A 15,326-nucleotide genomic window follows, 5' to 3' on the forward strand; every position below is an offset into this window, starting at 1 on the left:
GCACAAGACTGCTTGACGCGTCAAGAAAATAATCCGAATAGTTGCGTGCGCTGAATGTCCAGTCGGCACCTATGCGAAATCCTTTGAACGGTTTGAATGTCACGCCGAGTCCGCCTGTTGTCTGTGCAGATCCGCAGACCTTATGGTTTTTCTGGTTCAGAACACTCCATGCATGGTCGGGAGCGTTGGGTCCCGATGCGAGTGTTCCGTCAGTAAGGCTGGCAAGAGGCTGTCCCTGCTCGTTATAATAATAACCTTTCGGGTTGTTGAGCCATTTCCAGTCGCCCCATGAGAACATACCCTGGATTTCGAGCCAGCGGGTGGGATTGAAAGCGAAGTCAAGTTCAAGACCGATATGCTGTGCCGAAACATTCTCAAGACTCATTGAGAAATACTCTCCGTTCATAGGACCGCCGTTGAACTGTCCGCGTTTCTGGGTGTCACGGTCGCAACGGTCCATCCACTTGGTGTAATAACCGTTAAGAGTCATGGAGAAGATGGGTGAATGGAATCCGTAACCCAGCTCGAACGATCCGATTTTCTCATTCTTCGGATTCGGATTCAACGCATTGCTTGTCCCGGGATTCAGGAAGACGCCGCGAGAAAGGAAAGGAGCTTTGGAGATATATCCTCCGTTCACAAATATGTTGTTGTGACGGTCGATATTCCAGTTGGCGCCACCCTTGATCGTTCCGCCGAAGAATGACTGCCATGGAGTCGTGCCGTGCTCGGCGTCATAGTAGAACATATCTTTCTTCTTGTAGCTTGTCACATTGAGAGAACCTGCGAGGAATGTAGTGACAGCTCCTTCAAGAATCTTGTATTCTCCCTGACCGTACACACCTTCCTGATGTGTGAAACCGTCATAGTTGCTGTATACCACATCTCCTACACCGAGTTTCTCATATTTCCAGTTGGGATCTGCCGCAAGATAGTTATTGGCGGCTTTCACATTCTTTCTGTCGGTGTCATCCATGTAATACTCGCCCGAATACAGGTCGATGAGTTCGTTTCTGTGGTGTCCCACGTAATATCTCACATCGATACCGCCGGTGAGATTGAGTTTGTTGGGTATAATCTCGTTCTTGTAGGTAGATACAAGCCCGTACCACTCGTGGCTGTTGATTGACTGTGACATCGCCATCTCCGAACCGGTAGTCGAAGCCGCGTTGAGATCCTGTATCGCGCCGTAGTCAAACGTTCCGTCAGGACGGCGGAATCTCGTTGTTATGGCTCCGTTCTCTGCTCCGCGCCAGTAACCGCGATATTCAGATGTACGGCCCTGTCCTGCGTATCCGCCGCCCGATGCGAGAGAGACATAAAGCGCGGATGAAAGTGATGAACGCTCATTGATCTGCCAGATATGATTCAGTGAGATAATAGGCTTGTGATACTGGTTGCGGTAAGCCGTGCGCTGGCGTCCCTCGTTGTCGAAACCGTACTGGGGGTTGTAGCTGTACATGCTTTTGCCGTTCATATATTCCTTTGCCTGCTGCCAGTTCTCGATTGAAAGCGCGCCGTATACCATATTGCGCTGGTTGTGCCACTGAGGAGAACCGAAAGCTGTCAACGAAAGCTGGTGGCTGTCGCCGATTTTCTTCGATACGTTTGCGAAATAATTCCATGCCTCGAACTGGGTTCCCTGAATGTATCCGTCACCCCATTTGCGGCTTCCGAGAATACTGATTGCCCAACCGTTCTTCATCAGTCCGGTAGACACGCTGAATCCTACGTCATTGAGAGCGTTGTTACCCATCCCGTACCATACGGAACCACCCTTCTTTGCATCAAGACCCTTGGTAGTGATGTTGATGGTGCCGCCGATAGAGGGTGAGGAAATGATAGCCGCGCCAAGACCGCGCTGCGTCTGCATGCTCGTGGTCACACCGCCGAGACCGGCGAAGTTGGACCAGTAGATACCACCCCACTCCATATCGTTCATCGGAATACCGTTTACAAGAACCGCAACGTTAGGAGCCTTGAATCCGCGCATGTTGATCTTGGCATCGCCATAACCGCCGCCCTCCGGTGTCGCCCAGACTCCGGGGGTCATTTTAAGCACCTCGGGAAACTCCTTGTTTCCGAGCTTCGCCTCGATCTGGACTGCTGTGATCTCTGACATCGCGATAGGAGTCTCTCGTGTGCGTGCCTTTGACTGCGTCACAACCACGTCCTGAAGCATCTTTGTTTCCGGCTTCAGCACAACGTCGCCGATGTTTTCTTTCACAGGGGTCTCATAGCCTGAATAACCAACATAAGTTATCTTAAGCGTCTTCCCTGAGGGAGCTTTAAGACTGAATGTGCCGTCAAGGTCTGTGGAAACACCGATCCTTGTGCCGGGCACCGTCACCATCGCGCCAATGAGCGGTTCACCCTGCTCATCAATGACGCGGCCGTAGCAGTTCACATCCGCACCATAGGTAGCCAGAGCCAGCACCCATGACATGCAGATTGCCACGCCTAAGAGAAAGAGTCTCTTCATAATGTGTAAAGTTTAAGTTATTGTTGTTATATAAAATAATTATAATAAGACAATTATATAGATTCAACAAAACATTAAAACTCGATAACGCTATGCTTCGAGATCATAATGCCGTATATAGAAAATCGTCGTGTTGATTTCATCGGTCACCTTTGATAATGTAGATTAACCACTAAACAATGGCTGCTTACCATCATTTGAATGCAAAGATAACCAATCTAAAACTTTTTCACAAATTTTTGCGCGTTTTTAACACAACTGATTTTCCGCATTTATCACTCTTCTGTATTTTTCTCCTTCTCCTCTTCTTCGGCGAACCGGGTGAACCCGTTTTCCACGAGAATATTATACCATGTGAAGAGTTTCTTGATATCATTCTCGTATACACGTTCGCGGTCATAGTCCTCGACTATTGCCTCAAATGCCTGACGAAGACCTTTCGACGCCAGCAATTCCTTGACATCAATCTTCTTCCCCTCATATTTCGCATATACCTTGTCAAGGATCTCTCCAAGCGGTGTGTCGCCTGATTCCGTATACATGGCTATGTCGCCGAGCGAAACCACTTTGTCGCGTGCATGGGCGGGAAAACGTTTGCCGCTGCCAAGTTCCTCTACTNTGAGAGTGCCTTTCCCTTGCGAAACAATCCTGAACAGGCCGGGACGTCCTGTAATAGATAAAATTTCTCTTAACATATCATTTTATATTTTTTGATTCAACTTCAAGTAAAATGTCAATCTGCTCAATCAATGAAGAATCCCCGGAATTGGAGATTCGCTTTGTTTTATCAGGTGGCAACATGCCGAACTCGCTCTGCTGCGCCCTGATACGTTGCATGAGATCTTTTTCAGTGATTCCACCTCTACCGAGTGCCCTGCGGATACGAAGCTGTTCCGGCGACTCCACAAGCCATATGCTGCCACACATCCGGTCAAGTCCGGACGTGGCGATTATCGCAGACTCGACAAAACACAATGCGCCTTTTCCGCTCTTCCTCCATGTGTACAGATCGTTTCTCACGGCGGCATGCACAAGACTGTTGAGCCATACGCGCTCCTCTTCAACGGAAAAGACTTTTGCCGATATAAGCCTGCTGTCAAGACTTCCGTCCTCCAGGACACAGGATTCTCCGAAACGTTCCCTGAGTGCGGCAATGAGCTCTTCAGACCCGGACATAAGTTCTTTTGCCCGCGAGTCACAATCGTAAACCTGATATCCCTTTAGACGGAGAATGCGGGAAACCACACTTTTGCCGGCACCTATTCCCCCGGTTATACCTACAAGCCTCGTATCTTGAGTTCCAGCCATGACCTATTGTTTTACGAGCGTATATTCGACTGAATCTGTAAACATCTGCGGACTCTCCACATAATCAGCGAAACTGTGGATACTTACCGGAAGACGATCGCCGGAGTATTTGTATATATCCCTGTAATCAACAGTCACATCGACAGGAACAAGATCACTGTTGAAAAGACTCATCGGAACATAATAGACAACCTGCACCCGGTTCGGGAAAAGCAAAAGGCTCTCTCCTTCGGGAACATTAAGCGCCGAGACCGTCGCCACTGATTCTTTCTTCACCAATGGCTCCACAGGTATCTTCACCTTTACCGATGAAGGAACAATCTTTACAGTAGGTATGGGACTGAGAGGAACCTCCACTTCAGTGGTCTCCGACAGATTGCGTCTCACTATCGGCTGCGTATACACTCTGGTGATGGTGTCAATCGCCTCGGAATAGGAATACACAAGCGCATAACGCTGCAACGGCTTCGGAGACTCGCTGATGACCATTCCCGGAGCTGCGGAGACATCCGCTACAACTACAACAGGAACCCGACGCCCTTTGTCTGTGGTATAATGCAGATAAAGGGAATCAAGCGACACTGCCGTAATCTGCGCGGTATTACCGAAAGCCCCTTTTACCGCAGAGTTTATGTCGGTCTTTGTTACGTGAAGTATGCCATTTTCCGAAAAATCCCTGAAATTAAACCCTACGTGAGGTTTGCCGAGAACTCCGCTGCGCAGAATATTGGTGCCTTTGTCACGCAGTGTAACATGAAACATCTCCGGCGGCTCATTGATGAATGTCACCGTATCCGGCACATTCTCTATCTTCAGTGCCACTTCGAATGTCTTGGTCACACTGTCGTTGAGCGACATCACAAGCCAGAAAAGTGTGGCGACAGCCACAAAAGCAAGAAAGAGCACGAAATTATGGAACCCCGTAGAGGCCCGCATTCCGCGCCATTTCTCCTTTGCTTCTTCAATCCGGAATCCCATTCCGAGGTGTCAATGCAAAAATTATTATTTCTTGGGCTGCTCTTCAACCAGAGGATAGACTGAACCGCGGTCAACCTTAAGGCTTACACCGGGAGCCGCCTCCACAATGACAGTGGTTTCTCTGATCTCTTTAACTCTGCCATGTATGCCGCCGGCTGTCACAACCTTGTCGCCGTTCTGCATCGCCTCGCGCTGCTTTTTGAGCTCTTTCTGTTTTTTCTGCTGCGGACGAATCATGAAGAAGTAGAAAATCACAATCATGAGAACTATCATGATTATACCGCTCATGCCACCGCCGGCCTGACCTGCGGCCGCTTCGAGAAGAATTGAATTAAGATTCATCTTTTAATTTATTATTTGTTTTGTTTATTTTTTTTATTTTTTGAGCAATACGCCCTCTTTCTGAAGATGCGAGATAATCTTTCCGAGAATTCCGTTTACAAAACCTCCGCTCTTGGCGGAGCTGTAGGTTTTTGCAATCTCTATGTATTCATTCAGAGTCACATTAAGAGGTATCTTGGGGAAATTGAACATCTCCGCAAGCGCGGTCTCTATAATCACAACATCCATGAAGGCAAGACGTTCACTCTCCCACAACGATCGGTCAACAGCTTCGTCTATATATCCTCTGTATGTATCCTTGTTCTTAAGCACTGCCTTTACAAGTTCATCTCCGAAACGAGCATCTTCCTCATCCTTGTATTTGTCAAGTACGGCATCGGCAGAAGCTCCCTCCTCGAACTTACGGAAACTTTTCAGAACGAATGTGCCGATTGTGTCAAGATCGTCATTCCAGAAAACAGACTTGTCTTCGAGAGTCTCAAGAAAATGCTCGTTGTTGAATACTATGCGGCGGATGATATTGCGCCACAGCTCGCAGTCTTCTTTCGGTGTCTCAACCGGATTATCCATATAACTGCGATAGATATCAGAGTCAACTATTGACTTCAGAAGANTATCCATCATCACGCGATCTTCGCGCTCCCATGAAATCTTTTCCTTCTCGATAAAGTTTCTTATAGCCTCGCACTCNCTGATTGCTTTCACAAGAGAATTGTCTACAAACTTCAGATTCGGATTAAGATCTTCCTGTGTCACGAGAAGTTTATGACGGCGGTCATCGAGTCGCCGTTCCTGCATGTCGGTGAGTTCCACCGGAAGCCACAAAAGACGGAAGTAGAGTTCACGCGCCTTGTCAAGGCTCTGATGAAGCGCGGAGATCGCCTCTGACCCGCCGTCCTGCGATGCCATGAAGTTAGTGAATGTCTCGTTCAGGAATTCTACGGTTCTGTCTACTGCCTTCAACGTGAAATTCTCGCGACGGCTGATTATCTGGTTAACTTCTGCGTCACGGGAAATGACAAGATTGTAGATATCGTTCCAGACCGTGCTGTCAACCCCGAACTTATTCTCCTTTCTGTCTTTGAGATAATTCTTGTAAACGGCAGACTCTTTGACTTTGTCTGCTATTGACTCCACGATTCCTTCAAACGGGAAGGGAGCCATGCGATACCTCGCAAGCTGCGATTTTATTGTGTCGTCACTTTTCAGTCTCTTTATAAACCGGGTTTCTTCCAATGGTTTGTCACCGCCGCGCCTGCCTATGGATTCCGCAACCTTAAGCATCAGCACGAGTGTGTCGAGATATAAGGAATATGCAAAACGCTTTTCCTTTGTAGGCGTCTCGGNAAGTGTGACCAATGAGAATTGTTTTTCTACAAGCAAGAATGAATACAATATCTGTATCACCTTGATTCTTATTAATATACGGTTTATCATAACTCTTTATGAATATAAGTGACTCTCAAATCATAGCCTATATATTTTTTTGCGGCAATGATTTTCAAGACAAATTTACAATTTTATCCCCAATCTGCAAAACATCACACTCCCTGCGGTGAAAAATAATATATGTCAGACTCCTGCTCCGCGCTGTCTGAGTGCCTCGTAAATCATCACTCCTGCAGCTACCGATACGTTGAGGGATTCTATCTTTCCCACAATCGGAATTGCCGCGAGTTCGTCACACGCCCTTAGCACGGAATCCGAAATTCCGGTGTCTTCACTTCCCATGACTATCGCCACAGGCTCTTTGTAATCGGCTGCCGTATAGACAGTGTCTGTCTTCTCCGTCGCGCCTACTATGTGATAACCGCTGTCTTTAAGGAACCTCACTGCCGAAAGTGTATCCTTCTCCCTGCATACCGGCACATGAAACAATCCTCCGGCAGAGGTCTTGACAGCATCGGGAGTGACTGTGACGCTGTTTCGCTCCGGTATGACGAGTGCGTCGACGCCGGCGCATGCCGCCGTGCGACCGATCGCTCCGAAATTGCGGGTGTCTGTAAGTCCGTCAAGCACAACCACAAGCGGATTGCGCCCCTCTTCATAGAACAACGGAACAAGATGTTCGAGTCTCTGATATTCCACCGGCGAAAGCAACGCTATTGCTCCCTGATGGTTCTTCATCGTGATGCGGTTGAGCTTCTCCTGCGGCACACGCTGCATCACTATGTCATATTCCCTTACTTTGGCAAAGAGTTCACGGGCAAGGTCTCCGGTAAGATCGCGGCGCACCAGAACCTTGTCTATGCTGCGTCCCGCCTCGATAGCCTCTATGACAGCTCTTATTCCGAAAATATAATCGTTTTTATCCATTTTCTCAATTTATATCTTATTCTTGTTTGTCACCCGATTTTCTCCCAAGCAATACACGGGCATTGTTGAGCGCGNCATCACCCACTTCACTGCCCGACATCATCGCGGCAATCTCGCGAACCCTTGCTTCTTCGTCAAGACGTCGCACATGCGTGAGCGTACGGGTCTCCTCATCTTTCTTGAACACTTTGAAATGACTGTCGCCTTTGGCAGCGACCTGCGGAAGGTGAGTTATTGCCATAACCTGCATGTCCCTGCTCATATCAACCATCATCTCTCCCATCTTGTCGGCGATCTCTCCCGATACGCCGGTGTCGATTTCATCAAATATTATCGTGGGGAGATTCATTCTCCCGGCGAGCACCCGCTTGATTGTAAGCATGAGCCGCGACATCTCGCCGCCGGACGCCATTCCGGCTATCGGACCCGCAACCTGATTCTTATTGAAGGAGCACCTGAATTCCACACGGTCCTGACCTGTCGGTCCCATTTTTCCGGCTGCTATGTTCACGCTGAAATCAAGATTGGAAAGTCCCAACGGACGTGCGGTCTCTGTAACCACACGCGAAAAGCGCCGGGCGCCCTCCTCGCGCGATTCGGTAAGACGCACGGCAAGTTCCTTGACTTCGGAGGCAACCCTCTTGCCCTCTTTCTCAAGCATGGGCAACTCTTCTCCTCCGGTTTCGATTACATCAAGCTGACTGCCTATTTTCTCAAGCATATCAACAAGCTCGTCTGCCGTCTTCACCCTGTACTGCTTCACTGCGTCATAATATTCGTTCATCCGGCGCGAGAGCTTCTCAAGCACAGCAGGATCCGCATCAATCCTAAGTACAGCGTCATCTATGGTCTCATACATATCCTGAAGCTCCACAATCACATTCTCAAGGCGTTCCGGTATCGCAGGTGTATCTTCGTCCGTCTCTATCCCGACAAGGGAATAATCAACCCTGTCAGCTTCAGCTTTTGCAGTTCTCAGCAAATCAAGAGCGCCACGGTCGCTATCTCCCAACAGGCTGCGGAAATACTGCAGACGCTCTCTTATCTCATCCGCATCGCTGAGAAGTTCAAACCTCTTCTCAATGGTCTCGAGTTCCCCCCTTTTAGGCGACAGTGTCTTGAGACCTTCATACTGAAATTGAAGGTATTCCCTGTTTTCCCGCATCCTATCCTGTTCCTGGCGAATACGCTTAACCCTGTTGCGTATCTCCACAAAACGCCGGAATGCTTCCGCATAACGTTTCCGGAGCTTTTCGTTGTCAGAGACAGAATCAATTATCTCAAGCTGCGCGGTCTGGCTTGTGAGACGCGCATTCTCATGCTGGGAATGTATGTCGATCAGATAGCCGGATATGGATGCAAGCACCGACAATGTGACGGGCACGTCATTTATAAAGACACGGGATCGCCCGTTTGACGCTATTTCTCTTCTTATAAGCAGTTCCTCGGCATTCCAGTCAAGATCATTCTCCGCAAACGACTGTTCAAGAGATGCCGGCGGAAATGCGAACGATGCCTCCACAACAGATTTGGATCCGCCGTCGGCAATGACACGGGAATCCGCACGCCCCCCCATGATCATCGAGAGCGCGCCGAGCATTATCGATTTCCCGGCTCCTGTTTCTCCCGTGATTATCGTAAGTCCGGAGTCGAACTCAAGTTCGAGACTATCGATCAACGCATAGTTCCTAATTGACAGTTTACTCAGCATATCTGTTGATGGTTTTTAACGATGTCTTGACAATAATAACACGCTACTGGTTCTCACTCCCTTTCTTGATTTTATCCAGACGCTCGGATTCCGTCGGATAAATAGGCTGCAGAATATCATATGCCGTCTCGCGTTCGTTGGCGGGGGCTTTGGAGTATATGTTTACCAGCTCGTCAAGCTTGGAATCACGAAAGAGAGACAAAGCAACGGACATAGGCGAACTGTCCGCTATGCCTTTCAGTTCTTTCAACGATTCTGTTATAACCGCCCTACCTTTGTCAGGACTCGTGACCATCTCGTCGAGTCCGCGGCGATGATAGTCGTAAAGAAGATTGCGGATGCCGGATGTATTGGTGTCGGTATAACTGCTCAAAACTGCCGCACGGTTCTTGGTGTCTTCAAAAGTTCGCCATCCGACCTCTCCTATGGACTGTGCCTGCTGCACTATGCTCTGGGCACGGTCATAGAACGGCTGTCCCCCTTTGGGCGAGAAGCTGTCGAAATCTATGGCAAGAAAAAGATTGGCATAATAGTCGAGTATCGCTGTGAGGTTATTGTCTACTGTATTCTCATTGTAAATCAAGGGGTCTCCCTCCCTGTAACCGAATTCGACTTTGGTATCCCGGAAGTTGAAAAGCGTCGTGGTGTATGTACTGTTGTACACAGGCCGCGACAGCTGAAGCTGCAACTCACCTTTTATCCTGTCGTCGGAATACTCCGCTACTGTAAGAAACAGACGGCATTCTATCTTCTCGTTCGGACTGAAGACCGCATTACTGAATTTTGTTTCGTTCATATAGGTTGAGATCCCTTCCTGCAAAGCGTCGAACACATTCTTGTTGGTACCCTCGATTTGCTGTGAATTGACCTCGACAGTGCAGTTGAGCTCCTGAGCTTCGACTGCATTCACCCATATAAGTGCCGCAAACAATAAACCCAATAATCTTCTCATGATAATATTTCAGCAATAATATCCGCAGCAACTTCCCTCTTGCTCTTCAACGGGAATGACCTCTCGGTTCCATCCTTGCGAAGAATTGTCACTTTGTTGGTATCAGTGCCAAAACCGGCTCCTTTGTCCTGAAGCGAGTTCAGCACAACCATGTCAAGATTCTTCTTTCTGAGCTTTCCGAGTGCGTTTGCATGCGCATTGTCTGTTTCAAGCGCAAAACCTACAAAGAGCTGACCCTCGCGCTTTACGGATGCAAGCGTAGCCGCGATGTCCGGATTCTTCACAAGGCGAAGCGACATCTCCTCAACTCCCTCACGTTTAAGTTTGCTCTCCGCCCGTGACTCCGGACGATAATCGGCGACAGCAGCTGCGAATATGCCCATATCGGCATTGGCGAATGGCTCACGCGATGCCTCAAGCATCTCCTCTGCGCTCTCCACGTCAATCCTGTGTATATTGGGATTTGCGGTTTGCAATGAAACCGGACCGCATACAAGAGTAACCTCCGCACCCCGTGCGGCGCACTCCTCGGCAAGCGCAAAACCCATCTTGCCGCTGGAGTAATTGCCTATGAATCTCACCGGATCAAGTTTCTCATAGGTCGGACCGGCGGTAATCGCCACCTTTTTGCCGAGCATATCACACTGCTTCATAAAAAAACGCTCGATGCGGGAGAATATATTCTCCGGTTCCTCCATTCTTCCTTTTCCCATGAGATGACTCGCAAGTTCTCCGGCGGCAGGCTCTATTATTTCCACACCATATGATTCAAGCGTAGCGAGATTACGCACCGTAGAGGGATGCGCCATCATGTCGAGATCCATCGCAGGCGCTATCATCACATGCTCTTTGGCTGAAAGATATGTCGTGACCAGCATATTGTCGGCGATGCCGTTTGCCATTTTTCCGATAGTGGATGCAGTCGCGGGCGCGATCACCATCAGGTCTGCCCAGAGACCGAGGTCAACGTGACTGTGCCACTCTCCGGTGTTTGCGGTGAAAAACTCGCTTACCACCGGTTTTCCGCTCAACGAGGAGAGTGTTACCGGAGTGATGAATTCTTTCCCAGCCGGGGTGATCACCACCTGAACCTCCGCGCCTGCCTTGACAAGCAGGCGGAGCAGAGTAACCGACTTGTAGGCGGCGATGCCGCCGGTAATGCCGAGCACTATGTGCTTACCTTTCAATATCGATTCCACGGCTGCCTTTATTTCTGGTTTCTGCATTCCGCATAAAGCACGGAAATAACATCCTTCGTATTCTTTGCAAAATCACCCTGCATCATCCATGTGTAGAACGAAGGTTCTTTGCGGAACACCTCTTTCACCGGCTTGCCTTTGTGCTTGCCGAAATTGAATACAGGCACATCGTTGTCATCAAGCACTATACGCGCCGATAGATCAACACTTTTGCCGGACCTCGAGAATTCCGCAAGTTTTTCCACATCATTCTCAAGATCAGGATAACGGTCAAGCTGACCCAGAAGAACCTCATAAGTCGCCTGAGTGTCGGCAAGGGCGGAATGTGCGTCGGCGAGATCGCGTCCGCAATAGAACTTGTATGCGGCTACGAGCGTGCGCTGCTCCATCTTGTGGAAGATATTCTGCACATCTATGAATTTACGCCCGGCAACCTCAAAATTCAGTCCGGCTCTGCCAAACTCCTCGATAAGCAGAGGAACATCGAACTTATTGCTGTTATATCCGGCAATGTCACACCCCTCGAATATCTCGAGAAGAGCTTTGGAAATCTGGCGGAACGACGGCTCGTCTTTCACCATCTCGTCGGTGATGTGATGCACGGCTGTCGCCCCGGGCGGTATGGGCATGCCGGGATTGAGCCTGCGGGTCTTGGACTCCGTATGCCCGTCGGGATAAACTTTGATATAACTCAGTTCTACTATCCTGTCTCGGGTTATATTGGTACCGGTGGTTTCCAGATCAAAGAAAATCAGCGGTCTCTTAAGATTCAGTTTCACTATATCTATTTTATGTTCTAACACCCCGGGGCTTATCCTCTCCCCTTTCGGAATTTACCGGCAGACTGCCTTTAAAGCACCTGCATCGGCATCTGGATAATCACTATATCCTCTCCTTCCTGCTGCTGAAGCGGCGTGTAGATTCCGGGACGTCCGGGATCCGACAGCTTGAACACCACTGAGTCATCATGGAGGTTGTTGAGAATCTCTATCATGAACTGTCCGTTGAAGCCGATGGTCATGGTGTTGCCTTCGTAGCTGCAGTTGACGCGTTCTTCGGCAGATGTGCCGTAGTCAAGATCCTGAGCATGGAGAATAACCTCGTTGGGCTGAATGTCGAGAACAACAAGATTTGAGCTCTTTGCCGCGAATATGGACACGCGACGCAATGCCGTAAGAAGCGAAACCCGGTCAATCGTCATCTCAAAGGGATTCTCCTGAGGAATCACACGATTGTAATTGGGATAGTTGCCGTTGATGAATAGACACGACAACAGATAGTCGCCAAGCTCAAAGGTAGCGCCTTTGGAATCGAAAACAATCTTTACATCACCATCCTCCTTGCCGATTATGCTTTTGAGAATATTCGCCGGCTTCGAGGGGAGAATAAATGACCCTGTGAATCCGGGAGCGGACTCTGAATTGATATAGCGCACAAGCTTATGCGTGTCTGAGCTGACAAAGGTCACATCGTTCTCATGAATATCCCAGTATATACCGGTCATAATCGGGCGCACTGTGTCGGCGCTCACGGCAAACAGAGTGCTGTCAATACCTTTCTGAACCATCGAAGCGGGAAGCATCATTGTTTTCTGCTCCGCCTCCTGATTGCGGCGTGCCGGATATTCGGTGGCATCCACACCCATGAAGTTGAAATGTCCGTTAAGAAAACGGATATCGATCTCTTTTGTCTCGTCGTTTATGTAGAACGTAAGGGGCTGGCTTGAGATTTCCTTCGTGATTTCGAGAAGTCTCTTGGCTGACACGGCGATTGCACCGTCACCCTCGCTCTCGGTTATTGTCATATACGCCGTCATCACATTCTCCTGGTCACTGCCGGTTATGCTCAGACGGTCGCCCTCCACTTTCAGAAGAAAGTTGTCGAGAATCGACAATGCATTCTTTGCATTGATCACTTTGCTCACAGCCGAAAGTTGCTGCTGGAATGTCTTTCTCTCTACGTTAAATTTCATATCTTGTCTTGTTTTTGTTCAACTTGCAAAGATAATCAATTTGCACGTAGATTCAAACTTTACAACCATAAAAATCCCTTAATTGCAAAAAAACAGACCCGTCCGGGATACGGACGGGTCTGCCACATATGCAGTCGGATTTTTATTTGTCTTCCTCTTCGGCTATAACCTCAACCTCGATGGGCTGCTCCACCTCTTTGTGGAATTTAACTATAGCTGTGTGAACACCTACTGTCTTGATAGTATCCTTGAGGTTGATGATCTTGCGGTCGATCTCATGACCGAGCTTTGCAAGAGCCTCGGAAACCTGAGCGGCACCCACGGAACCGAAGATTGTGCCTGACGCGCTTGTCTTCGCTGTGATTGTCACCTTTACGCCCTCGAGAGCAGCAGCGGCTGCCTGTGCGTCTTCAAGAATCTTGGCAATCTTGTGCGCACGCTGTCTCTGGTTCTCGGCAAGCTGCTTGAGAGCCGCTTTTGAAGCCACGATGGCAAGACCCTGAGGGATAAGATAATTGCGGCCGTAACCGTCTTTTACCTCAACCACATCATCCTTATAACCTAAACTGGCTACATTCTCTTTGAGTATTACTTTCATTGTGTTGTTGCTTTTATCAGGTTAGAAAAATGATTATTTCATCAAGTCGGTCACATAGGGAAGGAGAGCAAGATGGCGGGCACGCTTAACTGCCTGAGCAACTCTTCTCTGGAACTTGAGAGATGTTCCGGTGATACGACGGGGAAGTATCTTACCCTGCTCGTTGAGGAATTTCTTCAAGAACTCGGGATCCTTGTAATCGATATATTTGATACCGCTACGTTTGAAACGGCAGTATTTTTTCTTCTTAGTATCTACCGTAAGGGGGGTGAGATAACGGATTTCGTTGTTTGCTGCCATGATTATGCCTCCTTTACTTCTGCTTTAGCCTCTGCCTCTGCGGGTTTCTCACTTGCTTTGTTTGCTCTCAGGTTACGACGCTTTTCTGCGTACTCAACTGCGTATTTGTCAAGACGGAAAGTCAAGAAGCGGATAACGCGCTCGTCACGACGGAAAGCAGTCTCAAGTTTCTTAACGATAGTGGGCTCACCCTTGAACTCTACCAGCACATAGAAGCCGGTGGATTTCTTCTGGATAGGATAAGCGAGCTTGCGCAGACCCCACAGTTCTTCATTAACGATCTCGGCATTGTTTGCCTTCAGAACGTCTTTGAATTTTTCTACCGCTTCCTTCATCTGGTCGTCAGACAAAACGGGAGTTAAAATGAAAACGGTTTCGTAGTTATTCATACGTTTTGTAAATGATTGATTTGTAATAAAATATTTACGGCGGTTTCCTTGCGAGACCATCTCTCACACGAAAACCGCCGCAAAGTTAACACTTTTTTTTCAAATACACAACATTTGAATCAATCTTCGCCCGGAGGTCACTTACCGCGTTTGGGTTTGAAATCGAAACGGTAGTGCACCGACAGCATCAGGTAGCGGGGAAGCACGGTGTTGAGGGTCTGCGTGCGTCCGTTGGCATTCACCGTGTAGTTGAAACCCTTGTTCTGGTTCAGAATGTCCTTCGCGTCGAGAGATATGCGCCACACTCCTTTGTTGATTTCATAGCCCAGGGTGGCGTTCCATACGCAGTCGGTGGTGTTCATCGATTCATCAATATATCCGTAGCGTTTCATGATATTGAATTCCGAGTCTACGCTGAAATTGAAAGGCAACGCGACGTGCCCGTACAGTCTGCCAAACCAGACGCCGTTATTGAGTCGCGTTGGCAGGACACCGGCGGAATGAGTGTTGTTTACAGCAATACCGCCATTAACCGACAAGATGTATTTCTCTGTGCGATAACCAAGACCGATGTCTTCATGCAATGCGTAATTGCGCACCTTCTGCGGAGCTGGGTCTGCATCATAACCTATCATATTGGAATAATTCGATATAGACCCGCTTACAAAGTTGGATATATTGAAAGCATCCGAAGGTCCGAAGCGATAGTAAATGCTGTGATACAAATCCATATCGCTGTTGCCCGAAATATTATAGGTCTTCATGGTGCGCATACCGGT

15 protein-coding genes and 1 pseudogene are annotated in these 15,326 nt (G+C 48.6%); all 16 read right to left on the reverse strand.

Annotation, left to right across the window (positions count from 1 at the left end):
• The coding region (locus JX312_RS02355) for a TonB-dependent receptor (protein WP_204456902.1) at nt 1–2,482 on the reverse strand (2,482 nt) is incomplete at its 3' end.
• Between the two features lie 275 nt (nt 2,483–2,757).
• Nucleotides 2,758–3,177, reverse strand: coding sequence for a DUF5606 domain-containing protein (locus tag JX312_RS02360; RefSeq protein ID WP_204456904.1), 420 nt, complete (start codon nt 3,175–3,177; stop codon nt 2,758–2,760).
• Between the two features lies 1 nt (nt 3,178).
• The gene (gene coaE, locus JX312_RS02365; protein WP_204456905.1) at nt 3,179–3,790 is read right to left on the reverse strand and encodes a dephospho-CoA kinase; all 612 of its coding nucleotides are present in this window, start codon (nt 3,788–3,790) and stop codon (nt 3,179–3,181) included.
• A 3-nt stretch (nt 3,791–3,793) separates the two neighbouring features.
• On the reverse strand, nt 3,794–4,768 hold the full coding sequence (locus JX312_RS02370) for a CdaR family protein (protein WP_123406962.1): 975 nt from the start codon (nt 4,766–4,768) through the stop codon (nt 3,794–3,796).
• Between the two features lie 24 nt (nt 4,769–4,792).
• On the reverse strand, nt 4,793–5,110 hold the full coding sequence (gene yajC, locus JX312_RS02375) for a preprotein translocase subunit YajC (RefSeq protein ID WP_124030743.1): 318 nt from the start codon (nt 5,108–5,110) through the stop codon (nt 4,793–4,795).
• 33 nt (nt 5,111–5,143) lie between these two features.
• Nucleotides 5,144–6,547 carry a transcription antitermination protein NusB gene (locus JX312_RS02380; protein WP_204456907.1) on the reverse strand — a complete coding sequence of 468 codons (1,404 nt, stop codon included), beginning with the start codon at nt 6,545–6,547 and terminating at the stop codon, nt 5,144–5,146.
• Between the two features lie 135 nt (nt 6,548–6,682).
• Nucleotides 6,683–7,426, reverse strand: coding sequence for a 23S rRNA (guanosine(2251)-2'-O)-methyltransferase RlmB (rlmB, locus tag JX312_RS02385; RefSeq protein ID WP_124030744.1), 744 nt, complete (start codon nt 7,424–7,426; stop codon nt 6,683–6,685).
• 16 nt (nt 7,427–7,442) lie between these two features.
• Nucleotides 7,443–9,137 carry a DNA repair protein RecN gene (recN, locus tag JX312_RS02390; RefSeq protein ID WP_204456909.1) on the reverse strand — a complete coding sequence of 565 codons (1,695 nt, stop codon included), beginning with the start codon at nt 9,135–9,137 and terminating at the stop codon, nt 7,443–7,445.
• 43 nt (nt 9,138–9,180) lie between these two features.
• Nucleotides 9,181–10,089 carry a DUF4835 family protein gene (locus tag JX312_RS02395; protein WP_124030746.1) on the reverse strand — a complete coding sequence of 303 codons (909 nt, stop codon included), beginning with the start codon at nt 10,087–10,089 and terminating at the stop codon, nt 9,181–9,183.
• Nucleotides 10,086–11,315 carry a bifunctional phosphopantothenoylcysteine decarboxylase/phosphopantothenate--cysteine ligase CoaBC gene (gene coaBC, locus JX312_RS02400; RefSeq protein ID WP_204456910.1) on the reverse strand — a complete coding sequence of 410 codons (1,230 nt, stop codon included), beginning with the start codon at nt 11,313–11,315 and terminating at the stop codon, nt 10,086–10,088. The genes JX312_RS02395 and coaBC overlap by 4 nt, the downstream gene beginning before the upstream one ends.
• Nucleotides 11,297–12,067 carry a 3'-5' exonuclease gene (locus tag JX312_RS02405; RefSeq protein WP_123406949.1) on the reverse strand — a complete coding sequence of 257 codons (771 nt, stop codon included), beginning with the start codon at nt 12,065–12,067 and terminating at the stop codon, nt 11,297–11,299. Before JX312_RS02405 ends, coaBC begins: the two co-directional genes overlap by 19 nt.
• A 71-nt stretch (nt 12,068–12,138) precedes the next feature.
• Entirely contained in the window at nt 12,139–13,260 is a 1,122-nt protein-coding gene (gene dnaN, locus JX312_RS02410) for a DNA polymerase III subunit beta (RefSeq protein ID WP_204456911.1), read from the reverse strand.
• Nucleotides 13,261–13,402: 142 nt separating this feature from the next.
• Nucleotides 13,403–13,858 (reverse strand): 50S ribosomal protein L9, encoded by a 456-nt coding sequence (gene rplI, locus JX312_RS02415; RefSeq protein WP_123406945.1) that lies wholly within the window; start codon nt 13,856–13,858, stop codon nt 13,403–13,405.
• A gap of 33 nt (nt 13,859–13,891) precedes the next feature.
• Nucleotides 13,892–14,158, reverse strand: a complete 267-nt coding sequence (gene rpsR, locus JX312_RS02420; RefSeq protein WP_123406943.1) for a 30S ribosomal protein S18 — start codon at nt 14,156–14,158, stop codon at nt 13,892–13,894.
• A gap of 2 nt (nt 14,159–14,160) precedes the next feature.
• Complete coding sequence (gene rpsF / locus JX312_RS02425; RefSeq protein WP_204456912.1) at nt 14,161–14,547, reverse strand: 30S ribosomal protein S6; 387 nt, start codon at nt 14,545–14,547, stop codon at nt 14,161–14,163.
• A gap of 137 nt (nt 14,548–14,684) precedes the next feature.
• Nucleotides 14,685–15,326 (reverse strand): annotated as a pseudogene (locus tag JX312_RS02430) (outer membrane beta-barrel protein); the annotation flags it as partial.

The organism is Barnesiella sp. CU968 (assembly GCF_905219685.1).
Classification (GTDB): Bacteria; Bacteroidota; Bacteroidia; order Bacteroidales; family Muribaculaceae; genus Lepagella; species Lepagella muris_A.

Excerpts from the sequence above, each read along its gene's own strand:
- rplI (WP_123406945.1), bottom strand. The coding sequence starts at position 13,858 with ATGAAAGTAATACTCAAAGAGAATGTAGCCAGTTTAGGTTATAAGGAT.
- dnaN (WP_204456911.1), bottom strand. The coding sequence starts at position 13,260 with ATGAAATTTAACGTAGAGAGAAAGACATTCCAGCAGCAACTTTCGGCT.
- rlmB (WP_124030744.1), bottom strand. The coding sequence starts at position 7,426 with ATGGATAAAAACGATTATATTTTCGGAATAAGAGCTGTCATAGAGGCT.
- coaE (WP_204456905.1), bottom strand. The coding sequence starts at position 3,790 with ATGGCTGGAACTCAAGATACGAGGCTTGTAGGTATAACCGGGGGAATA.
- yajC (WP_124030743.1), bottom strand. The coding sequence starts at position 5,110 with ATGAATCTTAATTCAATTCTTCTCGAAGCGGCCGCAGGTCAGGCCGGC.
- rpsF (WP_204456912.1), bottom strand. The coding sequence starts at position 14,547 with ATGAATAACTACGAAACCGTTTTCATTTTAACTCCCGTTTTGTCTGAC.
- JX312_RS02395 (WP_124030746.1), bottom strand. The coding sequence starts at position 10,089 with ATGAGAAGATTATTGGGTTTATTGTTTGCGGCACTTATATGGGTGAAT.
- coaBC (WP_204456910.1), bottom strand. The coding sequence starts at position 11,315 with ATGCAGAAACCAGAAATAAAGGCAGCCGTGGAATCGATATTGAAAGGT.
- JX312_RS02370 (WP_123406962.1), bottom strand. The coding sequence starts at position 4,768 with ATGGGATTCCGGATTGAAGAAGCAAAGGAGAAATGGCGCGGAATGCGG.
- rpsR (WP_123406943.1), bottom strand. The coding sequence starts at position 14,158 with ATGGCAGCAAACAACGAAATCCGTTATCTCACCCCCCTTACGGTAGAT.